The sequence below is a fragment of the Arthrobacter sp. KNU40 genome, from assembly GCF_051515115.1.
GTDB lineage: Bacteria > Actinomycetota > Actinomycetes > Actinomycetales > Micrococcaceae > Arthrobacter.
The window spans coordinates 1,516,008-1,529,669 of the sequence record NZ_CP195850.1; the positions used below are offsets into that span (position 1 = coordinate 1,516,008).

A 13,662-nucleotide genomic window follows, 5' to 3' on the forward strand; every position below is an offset into this window, starting at 1 on the left:
GATGTGGTCCGTTATCTTCATGGGCGCGGCCGGGCTGCTGGTAGGCGGCGGAATCTCCTTCCACCAGCAGAAACGCCCCGCCTGGGTCTCCATTTCGTTCTACGTACTCGCCGGCCTGGCACTGCTGGCGGCCTACCTCTTCACTTTGCCTGCCAAATAGTGCCTGCCAAATAACTTGCCGGGCAACTGACGCCCGTCCCCACGACACCGAGGACATCAATGACATCCCCCTCTGAACTGCCCGTCCTGGAACTCCTGCCCGCCGTCGACATCGTGGACGGCCAGGCAGTCCGCCTCCTTCAGGGAGAAGCCGGCTCCGAGACCAGCTACGGCACTCCGCTGGAAGCCGCACTGAACTGGCAGAACGCCGGAGCCGAATGGGTGCACATGGTTGACCTGGACGCCGCCTTCGGCCGCGGCAACAATGCCGACCTCATCAGCGAGGTGGTCTCGCAGCTGAACGTCAAGGTTGAGCTGTCCGGCGGACTGCGCGACGACGAATCCCTCGAGCGCGCGCTTGAGCTCGGCGTCGCCCGCGTGAACCTCGGAACGGCGGCGTTGGAGAATCCCGAATGGACCCGTCGGGCCATCGACCGCTTCGGTGACAAGATCGCCGTCGGGCTCGACGTTCGCGGCACGACGCTCGCGGGCCGGGGCTGGACCAAGGAGGGCGGGGATCTCTGGGAGGTGCTGGCCCGCCTTGAGGAGGCCGGCTGCGCCCGCTACGTGGTCACCGACGTCACGAAGGACGGAACCTTGCAGGGTCCCAACGTCGAGCTGTTGCGCCGGATGGTGGAAAAGACCGGCAAACCTGTCGTTGCGTCGGGCGGCATCTCCAGCCTCGAGGACTTGCGCGTCCTGCGGGAGCTCGTGCCGCTCGGGGTCGAAGGAGCGATCGTCGGCAAGGCGCTGTACGCCGGTGCCTTCACGCTTCCGGAAGCCCTGGACGTCGCCGGCCGCCGCTGATGTCGCAGGATCCACAGTCCCCGGCTGCTGACAATGCTTCGACTACGGCACCCCGGCAGTTGCCCGGGCACATCGCTGCCGCCCTGGCGGGCGCCGGGGGATCAGGCGATTCTGCCGGCCAGCCCTGGGCGGGCCGCGACCTGAGCGGAGACGCCGCCAAGATCCATAATTTCGACGACGACGACGGAACGGCCGACGCCGGGTACCTCGCCGCCGTCGCGGCCCTGCTCGCCGGTACCGGCAGCGAGGCCGGTGTGGTGGCTTCGTTGGCGACGGCCAGGGTCTTTGTCCCGGTGGTAGCCCAGCTCGCCGAGGAAGCCGAGGGCGTGGACGGTCTCCATGCCGACAAGCAGGCCGACATGGCGCTCGTGACATTGAAAGCACCGGACGGCCGCACGGCCATGCCCGTGTTCACCTCGGCTGCCGCCCTTGAAGCCTGGCACCCGCAGGCCCGCCCCGTCGCCGTTTATGCGGCACGGGCGGCGTTGTCTGCCGTGTCAGAGGGAGCCCAGCTGCTCGTCTTGGATCCGGGTTCGGATGTCACCTTCGTGGTGCGCCGGCCTGCCATGTGGTCATTGGCGCAGCAGCGCGACTGGACGCCGTCGTACCTTGATGATGAACTGGAGGCTGCTCTCAATTCCTTGGCAGGGATGTACCCCGCCGTGCGGCGCCTGGAGATGCGGCCAGGATCGGGGATGGCTTCGCGCACGGCCGACGGATCGGCCATGGCCGGCGGGGGACCCGGGCCTGAATTGCGCGTGGTGCTGTACCTCGAAGACGGCCTGGACGCCGCCGCGGTGCAGGACCTCGTCTCCGGGCTGAACGGACGTTGGGCGCAGAACGAATTGTTCGCCGAGCGGGTTGACTCGATCGAAGTCAGCCTGCAGCGGGCGGCACAGTAGCCGAAGGCACAGGGGGAACGTCCTTGTCCTGCCCTCGGCAGAACAGAGGATATAGCTCGTGAATTTCTCTCTCTACCGGGAGATGCTGTCCATCACGTCCGTGCGGCGTCTCCTGCTGGTGGGCATGGTGGCCCGCATACCGCACTCGGCAGCGGGAGTTCTGCTCACCCTGCACATCGTGCTGACCCTGGGCAAGGGATACGCCGCCGCGGGTGCTGCCGCCGCGGTATTCACCATCGGCATCGCGATTGGCGCTCCCTGGCGAGGGCGGCGCGTGGACATTGTCGGCCTGCGCAAGGCGCTTATTCCTTCGGTGGTGTCTGAGCTGGTGATTTGGTCCGTGGTGCCGCACGTCAGCTACGAATGGATACTTCCGCTCGTCTTCGTCGGGGGCCTGTTGACACTGCCGATCTTCAGCGTCATCCGGCAGTCCCTCGGTGTGCTGGTTGATGGCGAGCAACGGCGTTCGGCCTATGCCCTGGACTCCATCGGCACCGAAGTGGTCTTCATGATCGGTCCCGCGGTGGGCGCAGTCGTGGCTACCAGCGGGTTCACCGTGCTCGGCCTGACCATCGTGGGCGTGTGCACTTCGGCCGCCGGGCTCTTCCTGCTGTGGTTCAACCCGCCCACGCGCAGCGAGGGCGTCCTGGATGCCGGCCAGACGGCTGACCGGGATGCCGATGAGCTCCATGCGGCCGAAGCCGCAGTGGTGGCCTCGGCGCCGGCCCATCTCCAGGAAGCCGCTTCAGAGATGGCCCCGACGGTCTCGCAAGCTTCCGGGTTGCGGGGAAAAATGGCCCGGAACTTCACATGGTTCACCGCGGCGGTGGCCGCCGTGTTCGCCGTCGCCGCAGGATCGGGCATGGTACTGAGCGGCACCGACGTCGGAATTGTCGCGGTGCTGCAGCGCGGGGGGCACGAGAGCGAGATCGGAATTGTTTTCTTCTTCTGGTGCGCCTCTTCGGTAGTCGGCGGGCTCATCTACGGCGCCATGCACCGGCCCGTCTCACCCATCCTGCTCCTGCTGGGCATGGCGGCCCTGACCATCCCGATGGGCTTCGCCGGGGACACCTGGACCCTTGCTTTGTTGTCCCTGCTTCCCGGTCTGCTCTGCGCGCCGGTGTTGTCCGCGGCGTCGGAAAAGGTCGCCGACATCGTGGATGAGGACCGCCGCGGCGAGGCAATGGGCTGGTATGGCTCGGCGCTCACAGCGGGCGTCGCCTTCGGTTCGCCGGTCGCCGGGCTCTTCATCGACGGCGTGGGGCCGTGGGCCGGCTTCGTCGCTATCGGGACGGCAGGAGTGGTGTTGTGCCTTGCCGGGCTGTTCCTCCAGCTTCGTCGGCGCCGGAGCATGACCATCACCCAGGCCGGCGCCGGGGATCCCGCCAACTGAGTCGCGCCTGAGCCGCCAGAATACGACGACGGCGGGCCGGCCAAAGAGGCCAGCCCGCCGTCGCGGTCCTATGGGTAGTCCGTGTCAGTTGACCGGGCCGGTGAACTTTTCGCCCGGGCCCTTGCCCGGTTCGTCCGGGATCAGGGAAGCTTCGCGGAACGCAAGTTGCAGGGAGCGGAGGCCATCGCGCAAGGGGCCCGCGTGCTGCGAACCGATTTCCGGTGCTGCGGCGGTGACCAGGCCGGCCAAAGCGGTGATCAGTTTGCGCGCTTCGTCCAGGTCCTTGAGCTCTTCGGCTTGGGGGTCGTCGGCCAAGCCCACCTTGACGGCCGCTGCGCTCATGAGGTGAACGGCGCCGGTGGTGATGACCTCAACAGCCGGAACTTCCGAAATGTCGCGGATCTGCTGGCCTACTCCGGCGTCGGTGCCGGCGGGCTCGTGGTCGAGGGAATTGCTGTCTGAAGTGCTCATGCTGGTAAGCTTGTCACAGACCGACTGGAAGTTGCCATTTCCCATGGCACACGCAGCGCTCGGCCACCCATCGTTAATGTGCGCTTGGTTGCCGATTTCTGTAGAATTGATTTTCAGTTTGCAAGCGGAGTTCTCTCCCACCCGCGTCAGCCGTTTCCCTTAGGGGATGTAAGTTGCCGGGTACATGGTCGGACACCGTTCAAGGTAAGCCTTGGATGGTGCGAACGCCCCGTTGAGGGGCCGTCTCCGATCTTCGAGGCCTTCGATTGCGCCAGCAATTGGGGGCCTTCTCTATTTGCCGGTGGAATACTCATCACAACAACAGGAGCTTTGACATTAGCGAGCCAAGAATCAATGAGCGTATCCGCGTCCCCGAGGTGCGTTTGGTCGGCCCTGCCGGCGAACAGGTTGGAATCGTCCGTATTGAGGACGCCCTGCGTCTGGCTGCCGAGGCTGACCTGGATCTCGTTGAAGTTGCACCGCAGGCGAAGCCTCCGGTGTGCAAGCTGATGGACTTCGGCAAGTACAAGTACGAAGCCGCTGTCAAAGCCCGTGAGGCCCGCAAGAACCAGACCAACACGGTTCTCAAGGAAATCCGCTTCCGCCTGAAGATCGACACCCACGACTACGAGACCAAGCGCGGCCACGCGCTCCGCTTCCTGGGTGCCGGTGACAAGGTGAAGGCCATGATCCAGTTCCGTGGACGTGAGCAGCAGCGTCCTGAAATGGGCATCCGCCTGTTGCAGCGTTTCGCTGAGGACGTCGCCGAAGTTGGCGTGATTGAGTCCAGCCCGCGCATCGATGGCCGGAACATGGTCATGGTGATTGGTCCGTTGAAGAACAAGGCTGAGGCCAAGGCCGAGGCCCGCCGCGCGGCGCAGCGTGCAGAAGCCAAGGCACAGAATGAAGCCAAGGCTGCAGGCCGGATTGACGTCTCTGGCGAGGATGCTCCCTTGACCCAGTCACTCGCCGACTTGCTCCCGGCGGAACTCTTGACTCAGGCTGGGGATACCCAGGCCGAGGAAACCCAGGCTGAGGAAACCGCGCCGGAAGCCGTTGAGGCGGAGGCTGCTGAAGTCGAAGAGACTCCGGCCGCTGAGGAAACGGTTGTCGAAGAAGCCCCTGTGGTTGAAGCAGCTCCGGTGGTCGAAGAAGCTCCCGTGGTTGAAGCAGCTCCGGTTGCCGAAAAGGCTCCCGTAGTTGAAGCAGCTCCGGTTGCCGCACCGGCGCCGGCGAAGGCACCAGCGAAGGCTCCTGCACCGGCAAAGGCTCCTGAGCAGGCAGCTCCGAAGCCTGTTGTACCAGCTGCCCCCAAGCCTGCTGCTACACCAGTACCGAAACCGATGGCGAAGCCCGCGGTTCCGAAGCCTGCAGCTCGACCGGCAGCCCCCAAGGCCGCTCCGAAGCCAGCGGCACGCAAGACCAACTAGTCACGCCGCAGGAGGGGCATCCCCTCTGCCCGGCACGAAAGCAGTAGCCGCCCTTCATGGGGTGGCTGCACGAAAGAACTGCAGACCCAGTCTGCGGACACGTAAGGAGATCGGTTCCCATGCCGAAGATGAAGACCCACAGTGGTGCTAAGAAGCGCTTCAAGCTGACCGGTACCGGCAAGCTGAAGCGTCAGCAGGCCAACCGCCGCCACTACCTGGAGCACAAGTCCTCCACCCTGACCCGTCGCCTTGCCGGCGACAAGATCGTCTTCAAGGGCGATGCCAAGGTCATCAAGAGGATGCTCGGCATCTAAGTTCCAAGTTTTCTGGTTGCTGCCATCCGGCAGCTGCCGACTACACCAAAGCCTTCTCAGGCCGGCCGGGTTTCCGGCAGTAGCAGCTTGGGATAAGAATTTTGAAGGAGTACGCACGTGGCACGTGTGAAGCGGGCGGTAAACGCCCACAAGAAGCGTCGGGTTGTCCTTGAACGGGCCAAGGGTTACCGCGGTCAGCGGTCTCGCCTGTACCGCAAGGCAAAAGAGCAGCTGCTGCACTCGTTTGTGTACAGCTACGGCGACCGCCGCAAGAAGAAGGGCGACTTCCGTCGCCTCTGGATCCAGCGCATCAACGCTGCATCCCGCGCCAACGGCCTGACCTACAACCGTCTGATCCAGGGCCTGAAGGCCGCTGAGGTCGAGGTTGACCGCCGCATGCTGGCAGAGCTGGCCGTTTCCGACGCCAACGCTTTTGCCGCGCTGGTCAAGGTTGCCAAGGATTCCCTGCCTGCCGACACCTCCGCTCCGGCCGTCAAGGCTGAAGCCGCTCCGAAGGCTGCTGCCAAGACTTCTGCGGCTGCCAAGGCTGCTCCGGCAGTCAAGGCCTCCGTTTCCGAGGAAGAGCCCGCTGCCAAGGCCCCCAAGGCCAAGGCTGCGAAGAAGCCTGCCGCTGAAGCTGCTGAGTAGCACGTAGCCTCAGTTCATGGGACGGTGGCAACTGCCACTAAAGTTCTGTATATGAACGAAACCGGGCGCCCGCAAGAACTTCCGATGTCCAACCCCCGAGCCGATCGGGTCAGGGATGTCGCAAGGCTTGCAGGGCGCCCGGCGCGTTTAAAGCGTGGCCGGTTCCTCGCCGAAGGCCCCCAGACCGTGCGCGAGGCGCTGCTCCTGCACCGGGAGCGGACCGCGGCGGGGGAGCCCGCCGTCGTACATGAAGTCTTCGCGAGCGAAAGCTGCCTTGACCGGCTTCCCGAACTGGCCGAGCTCGCCGACGGCGTTGCCTTGCGGCTTGCGAACGATGATGTCCTGGCCGCCATGGCGGACACCGTCAATCCCCAAGGGATTGTGGCCGTCTGCAGCTTTGTGGACGTCAGCCTTGAATCAGTGCTCGACGCCGGGCCGCGGCTGATCGCTGTCATGTGCCAGGTGCGCGATCCTGGCAATGCCGGGACGGTGCTTCGGGCCGCTGATGCTGCCGGTGCGGATGCCGTGGTTTTGACGGCCTCCAGCGTGGATATTTACAATCCGAAGGCCGTGCGGTCCACGGCCGGTTCGCTCTTCCACCTGCCGGTCGTCCTGGGTGCGGACGTCGAAGAGCTCGCAGCCCTCTGCAAGGAGCGCGGCATCGGGATCCTCGCAGCGGACGGTTACGGCACCCTCAATCTGGACAAACTTCAGGACGAGAACGCGGCACGCCGCCTGGGCGCGTCGGCGGCGCCCTCCGCCTACGCACTCGAAGCCCCGACGGCCTGGCTGTTCGGTAACGAGGCGCAAGGACTTTCAGACTCCGAGCTGGCGCTTGCCGACCATCGTGTCGCAGTGCCCGTCTACGGTTCGGCGGAAAGCCTGAACCTCGGCACAGCCGCCACCGTCTGCCTTTACGCCAGCGCGCGCTCCCAGCACTCCTGACCATTTCTCAACCGGTACGGTATTGCTTGCAGGACGCGACCCCGCGGTCCGTTCCTGCCGATTCACTCACATCCCCTGAACCGAAGAAGAGGTGGAGCTTTCGTGGCTGCAAATGGCGGTACCAAGGCAATCGTGGCGGCATTGAGCGCCAACCTGGCGATCGCTGTGCTCAAGTTCGTCGCCTTCGTGCTGACGATGTCGTCGTCCATGTTGGCAGAGGCAATCCACTCTGTCGCCGACTCCGGCAACCAGTTGCTCCTGCTACTTGGCGGGAAGCGGGCGCAGCGGGCCGCAAGTCCCGAACACCCCTTTGGCTATGGCCGTGAGCGCTATATCTACGCCTTCATCGTCTCGATTGTGCTGTTCAGTGTCGGAGGCCTCTTCGCGCTCTACGAATCCTGGGAGAAATTCCAGCACCCGCACGCCATCGAAGGCGATTTCTGGTGGGTGCCGCTGGCCGTGCTGCTCGGCGCCATTGCGGCGGAATCCTTCTCGTTCCGCACCGCCATCCACGAATCCAATCCCCAGCGCGGAAAACAAAGCTGGATCAAGTTCATCCGCAACGCCAAGCAACCGGAACTTCCCGTGATTCTCCTGGAGGATTTCGGAGCTCTCCTGGGCCTCGTTTTCGCGCTGTTCGGCGTGAGCCTGACCCTCATCACGGGCAACGGCTTGTGGGACGCAGCGGGCACAGGAATGATCGGGTTGCTTCTTGTGGGAATCGCCGTGGTGCTCGCGGTGGAAACCAAGTCCTTGCTGCTGGGCGAATCAGCCACCAAAGAGGACAACGCCCGCATCACGGAAGCGATCGAGTCCGACGGCACGCGCATCATCCACCTCAAGACCATGCACTTGGGCCCGGAGGAGCTGCTGGTCGCTGCGAAGATCAGCGTAGGCGCAGCAGATACCGGTCAGGCCATCGCCAAGGCGATCGACGACGCCGAACTCAGGATCCGCACTGCAGTCCCGATCGCCCGGGTCATCTACCTGGAGCCCGACGTCGAGCGGGTCCAGGTCTGAGCAACCCGCGGCAGCACTAGGCCGCCAGTGGCCGCTTGCGTTCCAGCCAGCCGCTGATGCCCGCGACGCCGAGCCCCAGGATTGCCAGGACGGCCCCGACGAGGGCAGGGGCAACGTATCCCCAGCCCCAAGCGATGACCACGCCGCCGAGGAACGCGCCAAGGGCGTTAGCGATGTTGAGGGCCGAGTGGTTGAGTGAAGAGGCCAAGGACGGAGCGTCCGGCGAAGCGTCGAGGAGGCGCGTCTGCAGCGGCGGGATAAGCATGGAGCCAATACCGCCGACGATGAAGACCATGATGAATGCGGACCACGCCCAGTGGGCCGCGACGGCGTAGGCCACCAGCGCCAAGGCAATGAGGGGAAGGACACGGTAGATGGTTCCCATGACCGACTTGTCGGCGATACGGCCGCCAAGGATATTGCCTGCCACCATGCCGAGTCCGTAGAGGGCAACTACCACGGGTATCAGCGCCTGCGGAATCCCTGCCACCGAAGTCATGGTGTGCGAGATATACGTGTAAGTGGCGAAGAAGCCGCCAAATCCGATGATTCCGATCAGCAACGCCAACCACACCTGGATGCGCTTGAGGGCACCAAGTTCCCGCCGGATGCTCGCCTCGGGGTGGGCAGGCTCAAAGGGGACAAACTTCCACAACAACACGCTGGTGGCCAGGCCGATGACGCCCACAACGACGAAGAGCAGACGCCACCCGAACGTCTGGCCGAGCCAAGTAGCCGCAGGAACACCGATGACGTTCGCGATGGTCAGCCCGCCCATGACCATCGAAATCGCCCAACCGCGCTTGGTGGGGGCAACCAGGCTCGCTGCAATGACCGCGGCGATCCCGAAGAAGGCGCCATGCGGCAGTCCCGAGGCAAACCTCGTGAACAACATGGTTCCGTAGTCCGGTGCAATGAAGGACGTCAGGTTCGCGATGGAGAGGAACAGCATGAGTCCCAAGGCAAGTTGCTTGCGGGGGAGCCGGGCGCCCAGCGCCGCGAAGATCGGCGCACCCACTACGACACCCAAAGCGTAGGCGGAAATCAGGTTCCCGGCCTCGGGAGTGCTGATGTTGAGTCCCTGCTCGATCTCCTTGAGCAAGCCCATCATGGTGAACTCCGTGGTTCCGATGGCGAATCCGCCCATGGCAAGGGCGAAGATCGCCAGCGACACGTGACGGCTTCCGGTCTTTTGGGAGGTCTTGCTGACAGCGGTAGTGGTCATCGTCCTGTTTCTTGGGGGCGAGCGGGATGTCACTCGAAGGGAATAAAGCCGACTTTCAAGCTTAGTGCGAGTCTCCGGCGAATGTCCCTGAATGTGACAACTTCCATAGGCAAGGGTGATGCTCTGACGGCCAATAGACTGTTGCGGTGACTGGACTGATAAGCGTGGCGGGCGCCGCCGTCGTCGATTCCCTTGAAAATCCGAAAAGGCTGCTCGTTGCGAGGCGCAGCGCCCCGCCGCAATTCGCCGGAATGTGGGAGTTCCCGGGCGGCAAGCTGGAGGCAGGGGAGTCCTTCGAAGACGCGCTGCACCGCGAACTGCTCGAGGAACTCGGGATCACTGTGCGGCTCGGGGCCGAAGTGGAACCGGACGCAGCCGCTGGGTGGCCCTTGAACGAGCGGGCCGTCATGAGGGTATGGTGCGCCGAACTGCTTGACGGCGAACCGCGTCCGCTCCAGGACCACGACGAACTCCGGTGGGTTCCGCTTGGCAATGGAGGCGAGGCGTTCACCTTGCCGTGGATTCCTGCTGACCTGCCGATTGTCCGGGCACTGCTGGGGCGCGTGGCCTCCGGGCTGCTTGGCTAGAAAAGAGTGGACTGACCGGCCGGTGGGGACGCCGAGGTTTCTTTGCCCGCCGTGGCGTTCCTGTGGCTGAAACCGCTGCTCCCGGAGAAATCGTGATGGGCCTTGAAGTAGTTGATACGGCCGCTTAGCCAGGTCCTGTACTCCTTCGAAGCGTACGAGCCGTGACCGTAGAGATGCCGGTACTTGCCGACGAGGCCGGGGTGATGCACTGCCAGCCATTGCATGAACCATTCCCGCGTGCCCGGCTTCAGGTACAACGCCCCGGCCGTCACTCCGGTGGCACCGGCGTCGGACAGGGCCGTAAACAGCGACTCCAGAGCGTCATCGCTGTCCGTCAGCCACGGCAGGATGGGCATGGCCATGACGCCGCACGGCAGCCCGGCCTCGCGCAGCCGGCGGATGAGCTTGAGCCTGGCGCGGGGTGCGGGCGTGCCCGGTTCCACCGCCGAGGCCAGGGCTTCGTCAGTCATGGCCAGCGAGATGCCCAGGTCCACGGGCACTTGGCTGGAGGCGTGCTTGAGGAGGGGGATGTCGCGGCCCAGGAGGGTTCCCTTGGTGAGGATGGAGAACGGAGTACCGGAATCGGCCAGAGCCCGGATGATCCCCGGCATCAGCTGGTAGCGGCCCTCTGCCCGCTGGTAGGGATCCGTATTGGTGCCGAGGGCCACATGATGGTGGCCCCACGACGGTTTGGACAATTCCCTGCGCAGGACCTCCGCCGCGTTGATCTTCACTATCACCTGGGAATCAAAATCGTGTCCGGCATCGAACTCCAGATAGGTGTGGCTCTTGCGCGCAAAGCAGTAGACACAGGCGTGGCTGCATCCGCGGTAGGGGTTGACCGTCCATTCAAAAGGCATCTGGGAACCGGACGCCACCTTGTTGAGCACCGATTTGGCGGTGACCTCATGGAAGGTGACTCCGGAGAATTCGGGAGTTGAGACGGAACGCACAAGCCCGGCCAGCGGCAGCAGTGCGTCCGTTGCTGGGGCGGCGCCGGACAGAAGGCTGTTGCTGTTGTCTCCGGGTGCCGGACCACGTTGTGGCGAAAGTGCTTGTGCGTCCCATCTCATGGACTCCATTCGAATATATGTTCGAACGCTTGTCAAGGCCCGGTGAAAGAAGGCCCTGTGAAAGAAGGCTTGACGAAAGGAGGCCCAAGAAAGATCGGGCGGGGAGCCCTGAAGCCAGGCCAGCCCCTTGCTAGGGTGGGTTCATGATTCTGCTGACGGGATTCGAGCCTTTTGGCGGCGATTCCAGCAACCCCTCATGGGCTGCGGTCCTCGAAGCGCAGGAAATTTTGCGCGCCGAAGGGCATGACGTGGAAACGCTCGAGCTGCCGTGCGTATTCGGGGAATCCGCTGCGGTCCTGGGCGAGGCCATGGCGCGGGTACGCCCGGAGCTGGTCATCTGCGTCGGGCTCGCCGGAGGCCGGGACCGGCTCTCCTTGGAGCGTGTGGCCATCAACTGCGACGACGCCAGAATCCCGGACAACGCCGGGAACAGGCCCATCGACGAGCCGGTGGTGCCGGAAGGGCCCGCGGCGTACTTCAGCACGCTGCCGTTGAAGTCCGCGCTGCGAGCACTTCAGATCGCTGGAATCCGCGCCGAAGTCTCGCAGACCGCCGGGACGTACGTATGCAACCACGTGTTCTATGCCCTGATGCATGAGCTCGCCGGGGCTGTTGCGCCCCCCTCCCGGGGCGGTTTCATCCACGTCCCCTATGACACAGCGCAGCTGCCACAGGGCAGTGCCGCGCCCGGCATGGCGACGCAGGACATGGGCCGGGGGATCGCCGTCGTCGTTCGCACCGCGCTTGGGAATCCGGTGGACGCGAAACTGTCCGCGGGCGCCGTTCACTAAGCTGGCGCGGGTGAATCCAGCTCCCACTGCACCACAACGCTCGTGGAAACGGCCACTGAGCCTGCTTCGATGGGCACGCCTTCGCTCGTTGAGGCGCGCTGCATACCGGCCATCACCGGCACCGGCGATCCATGCCCCGGCCGCTGGTCGATGGATAGCACCTGCCCCAGCCGGCCGCCGGCAAGTGCGGCAAACCGGGCCGCCTTCGCTTCGGCATCCCGCCATGCGGCCTCTTGAGCCCGCGCCGCAACGGCCGAGGCATCCGTGAATCCTTGTTCGATCCCGTTGATGCGGAGGCTGTCACCGCCTGCAGCCACCGCGGCGGATATGGCCGCGGGGGCCGCTGACGGCTGCCCGACCCGGGCAACCAGCGTGGTTGATGCAACATAGCCGCTGACCTTTTGCCCCTGGTTTTCGGCCCAGACGAGTTCGGCACGCAGATTGAGGCCGCTGGTCCGCAGGTCAAGACCGGCCACACCATGCCCGCGCAAAGCCTCCGTCACGGCCGAGGCGATCTCTCCGGCGTCGTCATAGGCCGCTTCGGCGGCGTCGCGCCTGACCTCGACAGCGAGCGTGAGCGTGAGCAGGTCGGGAACGGCTTCAGCGGTTCCCTCTCCGGTGACAGTGATGGTGCGGACCGGTGTCATGAGGCCATGCTAGCCCCGGGCGCTGGCGAACGCCGTCCGGACGGTGTCACCGGTTAAAGCCCCGCCGAGCCCTTCTACTAGACTGGGTGTTAGTGCCCGCCGGACGCGTCCAGCGAGCATCGCTCCTGCTTTTGCCATGGCCCTGCCTGGTGAAGACCATTTCCGACTCGTAGCTAAGAACAGTAGATGACTGACACTTTGCCGGGCGCCGCCATCCCGAACCCTCTGGATGAAGCCGCCATCACCGCTGCCGTTGAGGAAGCCGTCGCCGCGATTGCTGCCGCATCCTCCCTCGAAGAACTCAAAGCCGTCCGCTTGGCGCACACCGGCGAGAAGTCGCCTTTGAGCCTTGCCAACCGTGAAATCGGTGGCCTGCCCAAGGAGCAGAAGGCCGCCGCAGGCAAGCTCATGGGTTCCTCCCGTGGCCGCGTCAACCAGGCGCTCGCGGCACGGACTGCCGTGCTCGAAGCCGAAAACGACGCCCGCATCCTTGTGGAGGAAACCGTCGACGTCACGGCAGCGCCGCGGCGACGCCGTGCCGGCGCCCGCCACCCGCTCTCCACGCTGCAGGACCGTGTGGCGGACATCTTCGTGGGTATGGGCTGGGAGATCGCCGAAGGGCCCGAGGTCGAGTCCGAGTGGTTCAACTTCGACGCCCTCAACTTCAAGCCCGACCACCCCGCCCGCGAAATGCAGGACACCTTCTTCGTGGAACCTCCCGAGGCTCACTTGCTCATGCGCACGCACACTTCCCCGGTGCAGGTCCGTTCCATGCTGGAGCGCGAAGTGCCCATCTATGTGCTGTGCCCGGGCAAGGTATTCCGCACCGATGAACTCGATGCCACGCACACGCCCGTGTTCCACCAGTTCGAGGGCCTTGCCATCGACAAGAAGCTGAGCATGGCTGACCTGCGCGGAACTCTGGAGCACTTCGCCCGGCAGATGTTCGGTGACGAGGCACAGATCCGCCTGCGTCCCAACTACTTCCCGTTCACCGAGCCGTCCGCGGAGCTGGACATTTGGCACCCCGGTGCCAAGGGCGGCCCTCGCTGGATCGAATGGGGCGGCTGCGGCATGGTCAATCCCAACGTCCTGCGCGCTGCCGGCATCGACCCGGACGAGTATTCAGGATTTGCCTTCGGCATGGGCATCGAGCGCACGCTCATGTTCCGCAATGAGGTCGGCGACATGCGCGACATGATCGAAGGCGATGTACGTTTCAGCGAGCACTTCGGGATGGAGATCTAACA

At 64.6% G+C, this 13,662-nt stretch carries 16 protein-coding genes; 12 read left to right on the forward strand and 4 right to left on the reverse strand.

Going from position 1 to position 13,662, the window contains the following annotated elements; all coding sequences use genetic code 11:
- Window position 1 precedes the first annotated feature (1 nt).
- The 4 genes from ACSKT0_RS07155 to ACSKT0_RS07170 are packed head-to-tail and all read left to right on the forward strand — an operon-like array spanning window position 2 to window position 3,261.
- The gene (locus tag ACSKT0_RS07155) at window positions 2–160 is read left to right on the forward strand and encodes a hypothetical protein (protein WP_172465499.1); all 159 of its coding nucleotides are present in this window, start codon (window positions 2–4) and stop codon (window positions 158–160) included.
- Between the two features lie 59 nt (window positions 161–219).
- A complete protein-coding gene (gene priA / locus ACSKT0_RS07160; protein ID WP_437773130.1) occupies window positions 220–966 on the forward strand; it encodes a bifunctional 1-(5-phosphoribosyl)-5-((5-phosphoribosylamino)methylideneamino)imidazole-4-carboxamide isomerase/phosphoribosylanthranilate isomerase PriA in 747 nt (248 codons plus the stop codon).
- Window positions 966–1,868 (forward strand): SseB family protein, encoded by a 903-nt coding sequence (locus tag ACSKT0_RS07165; protein WP_437773131.1) that lies wholly within the window; start codon window positions 966–968, stop codon window positions 1,866–1,868. The genes priA and ACSKT0_RS07165 overlap by 1 nt, the downstream gene beginning before the upstream one ends.
- A gap of 58 nt (window positions 1,869–1,926) precedes the next feature.
- Complete coding sequence (locus ACSKT0_RS07170) at window positions 1,927–3,261, forward strand: MFS transporter (protein ID WP_437773132.1); 1,335 nt, start codon at window positions 1,927–1,929, stop codon at window positions 3,259–3,261.
- A gap of 84 nt (window positions 3,262–3,345) precedes the next feature.
- On the opposite strand, the gene ACSKT0_RS07175 is transcribed toward ACSKT0_RS07170, so the two are convergent.
- Entirely contained in the window at window positions 3,346–3,732 is a 387-nt protein-coding gene (locus tag ACSKT0_RS07175; protein WP_236816723.1) for a DUF1844 domain-containing protein, read from the reverse strand.
- Between the two features lie 377 nt (window positions 3,733–4,109).
- Between ACSKT0_RS07175 and infC the strand changes: the two genes are divergently transcribed.
- The 5 genes from infC to ACSKT0_RS07200 all read left to right on the forward strand — a co-directional run bounded on the left by infC (window position 4,110) and on the right by ACSKT0_RS07200 (window position 8,089).
- Entirely contained in the window at window positions 4,110–5,162 is a 1,053-nt protein-coding gene (gene infC, locus ACSKT0_RS07180; protein WP_437773133.1) for a translation initiation factor IF-3, read from the forward strand.
- A 119-nt stretch (window positions 5,163–5,281) separates the two neighbouring features.
- Window positions 5,282–5,476 carry a 50S ribosomal protein L35 gene (gene rpmI / locus ACSKT0_RS07185; RefSeq protein WP_236816733.1) on the forward strand — a complete coding sequence of 65 codons (195 nt, stop codon included), beginning with the start codon at window positions 5,282–5,284 and terminating at the stop codon, window positions 5,474–5,476.
- A 117-nt stretch (window positions 5,477–5,593) separates the two neighbouring features.
- Window positions 5,594–6,124, forward strand: coding sequence for a 50S ribosomal protein L20 (gene rplT, locus ACSKT0_RS07190; protein WP_437773134.1), 531 nt, complete (start codon window positions 5,594–5,596; stop codon window positions 6,122–6,124).
- A 51-nt stretch (window positions 6,125–6,175) separates the two neighbouring features.
- On the forward strand, window positions 6,176–7,069 hold the full coding sequence (locus ACSKT0_RS07195; protein ID WP_437773135.1) for a TrmH family RNA methyltransferase: 894 nt from the start codon (window positions 6,176–6,178) through the stop codon (window positions 7,067–7,069).
- Window positions 7,070–7,171: 102 nt separating this feature from the next.
- A complete protein-coding gene (locus tag ACSKT0_RS07200) occupies window positions 7,172–8,089 on the forward strand; it encodes a cation diffusion facilitator family transporter (RefSeq protein WP_437773136.1) in 918 nt (305 codons plus the stop codon).
- 16 nt (window positions 8,090–8,105) lie between these two features.
- Here ACSKT0_RS07200 and ACSKT0_RS07205 read toward each other — a convergent pair whose 3' ends face one another.
- Window positions 8,106–9,314 (reverse strand): MFS transporter, encoded by a 1,209-nt coding sequence (locus tag ACSKT0_RS07205; protein ID WP_437773137.1) that lies wholly within the window; start codon window positions 9,312–9,314, stop codon window positions 8,106–8,108.
- A 146-nt stretch (window positions 9,315–9,460) separates the two neighbouring features.
- Between ACSKT0_RS07205 and ACSKT0_RS07210 the strand changes: the two genes are divergently transcribed.
- Window positions 9,461–9,901 carry a (deoxy)nucleoside triphosphate pyrophosphohydrolase gene (locus ACSKT0_RS07210; protein WP_437773138.1) on the forward strand — a complete coding sequence of 147 codons (441 nt, stop codon included), beginning with the start codon at window positions 9,461–9,463 and terminating at the stop codon, window positions 9,899–9,901.
- On the opposite strand, the gene ACSKT0_RS07215 is transcribed toward ACSKT0_RS07210, so the two are convergent.
- On the reverse strand, window positions 9,898–10,974 hold the full coding sequence (locus tag ACSKT0_RS07215) for an Rv2578c family radical SAM protein (protein WP_437773139.1): 1,077 nt from the start codon (window positions 10,972–10,974) through the stop codon (window positions 9,898–9,900). The two genes, ACSKT0_RS07210 and ACSKT0_RS07215, sit on opposite strands and share 4 nt — an antisense overlap.
- Window positions 10,975–11,117: 143 nt before the next feature.
- Here ACSKT0_RS07215 and pcp point away from each other — a divergent pair, with 143 nt between their 5' ends.
- A complete protein-coding gene (pcp, locus tag ACSKT0_RS07220) occupies window positions 11,118–11,765 on the forward strand; it encodes a pyroglutamyl-peptidase I (protein ID WP_437773140.1) in 648 nt (215 codons plus the stop codon).
- Here pcp and ACSKT0_RS07225 read toward each other — a convergent pair.
- Window positions 11,762–12,412 carry an SIMPL domain-containing protein gene (locus ACSKT0_RS07225; protein ID WP_437773141.1) on the reverse strand — a complete coding sequence of 217 codons (651 nt, stop codon included), beginning with the start codon at window positions 12,410–12,412 and terminating at the stop codon, window positions 11,762–11,764. The two genes, pcp and ACSKT0_RS07225, sit on opposite strands and share 4 nt — an antisense overlap.
- Before the next feature lie 186 nt (window positions 12,413–12,598).
- Here ACSKT0_RS07225 and pheS point away from each other — a divergent pair, with 186 nt between their 5' ends.
- Window positions 12,599–13,660: a phenylalanine--tRNA ligase subunit alpha gene (gene pheS / locus ACSKT0_RS07230; protein ID WP_078105647.1), complete on the forward strand. Its 1,062-nt coding sequence runs from the start codon at window positions 12,599–12,601 to the stop codon at window positions 13,658–13,660.
- The last annotated feature ends 2 nt before the right edge of the window (window positions 13,661–13,662 follow it).

Bases quoted from the DNA above. Each gene is read 5' to 3' on its own strand.
- ACSKT0_RS07155 (WP_172465499.1), top strand. From the start codon at position 2: ATGTGGTCCGTTATCTTCATGGGCGCGGCCGGGCTGCTGGTAGGCGGC.
- rpmI (WP_236816733.1), top strand. From the start codon at position 5,282: ATGCCGAAGATGAAGACCCACAGTGGTGCTAAGAAGCGCTTCAAGCTG.
- priA (WP_437773130.1), top strand. From the start codon at position 220: ATGACATCCCCCTCTGAACTGCCCGTCCTGGAACTCCTGCCCGCCGTC.
- ACSKT0_RS07215 (WP_437773139.1), bottom strand. From the start codon at position 10,974: ATGAGATGGGACGCACAAGCACTTTCGCCACAACGTGGTCCGGCACCC.
- ACSKT0_RS07175 (WP_236816723.1), bottom strand. From the start codon at position 3,732: ATGAGCACTTCAGACAGCAATTCCCTCGACCACGAGCCCGCCGGCACC.
- pcp (WP_437773140.1), top strand. From the start codon at position 11,118: ATGATTCTGCTGACGGGATTCGAGCCTTTTGGCGGCGATTCCAGCAAC.
- ACSKT0_RS07225 (WP_437773141.1), bottom strand. From the start codon at position 12,412: ATGACACCGGTCCGCACCATCACTGTCACCGGAGAGGGAACCGCTGAA.
- ACSKT0_RS07165 (WP_437773131.1), top strand. From the start codon at position 966: ATGTCGCAGGATCCACAGTCCCCGGCTGCTGACAATGCTTCGACTACG.
- ACSKT0_RS07195 (WP_437773135.1), top strand. From the start codon at position 6,176: ATGAACGAAACCGGGCGCCCGCAAGAACTTCCGATGTCCAACCCCCGA.
- ACSKT0_RS07205 (WP_437773137.1), bottom strand. From the start codon at position 9,314: ATGACCACTACCGCTGTCAGCAAGACCTCCCAAAAGACCGGAAGCCGT.
- pheS (WP_078105647.1), top strand. From the start codon at position 12,599: ATGACTGACACTTTGCCGGGCGCCGCCATCCCGAACCCTCTGGATGAA.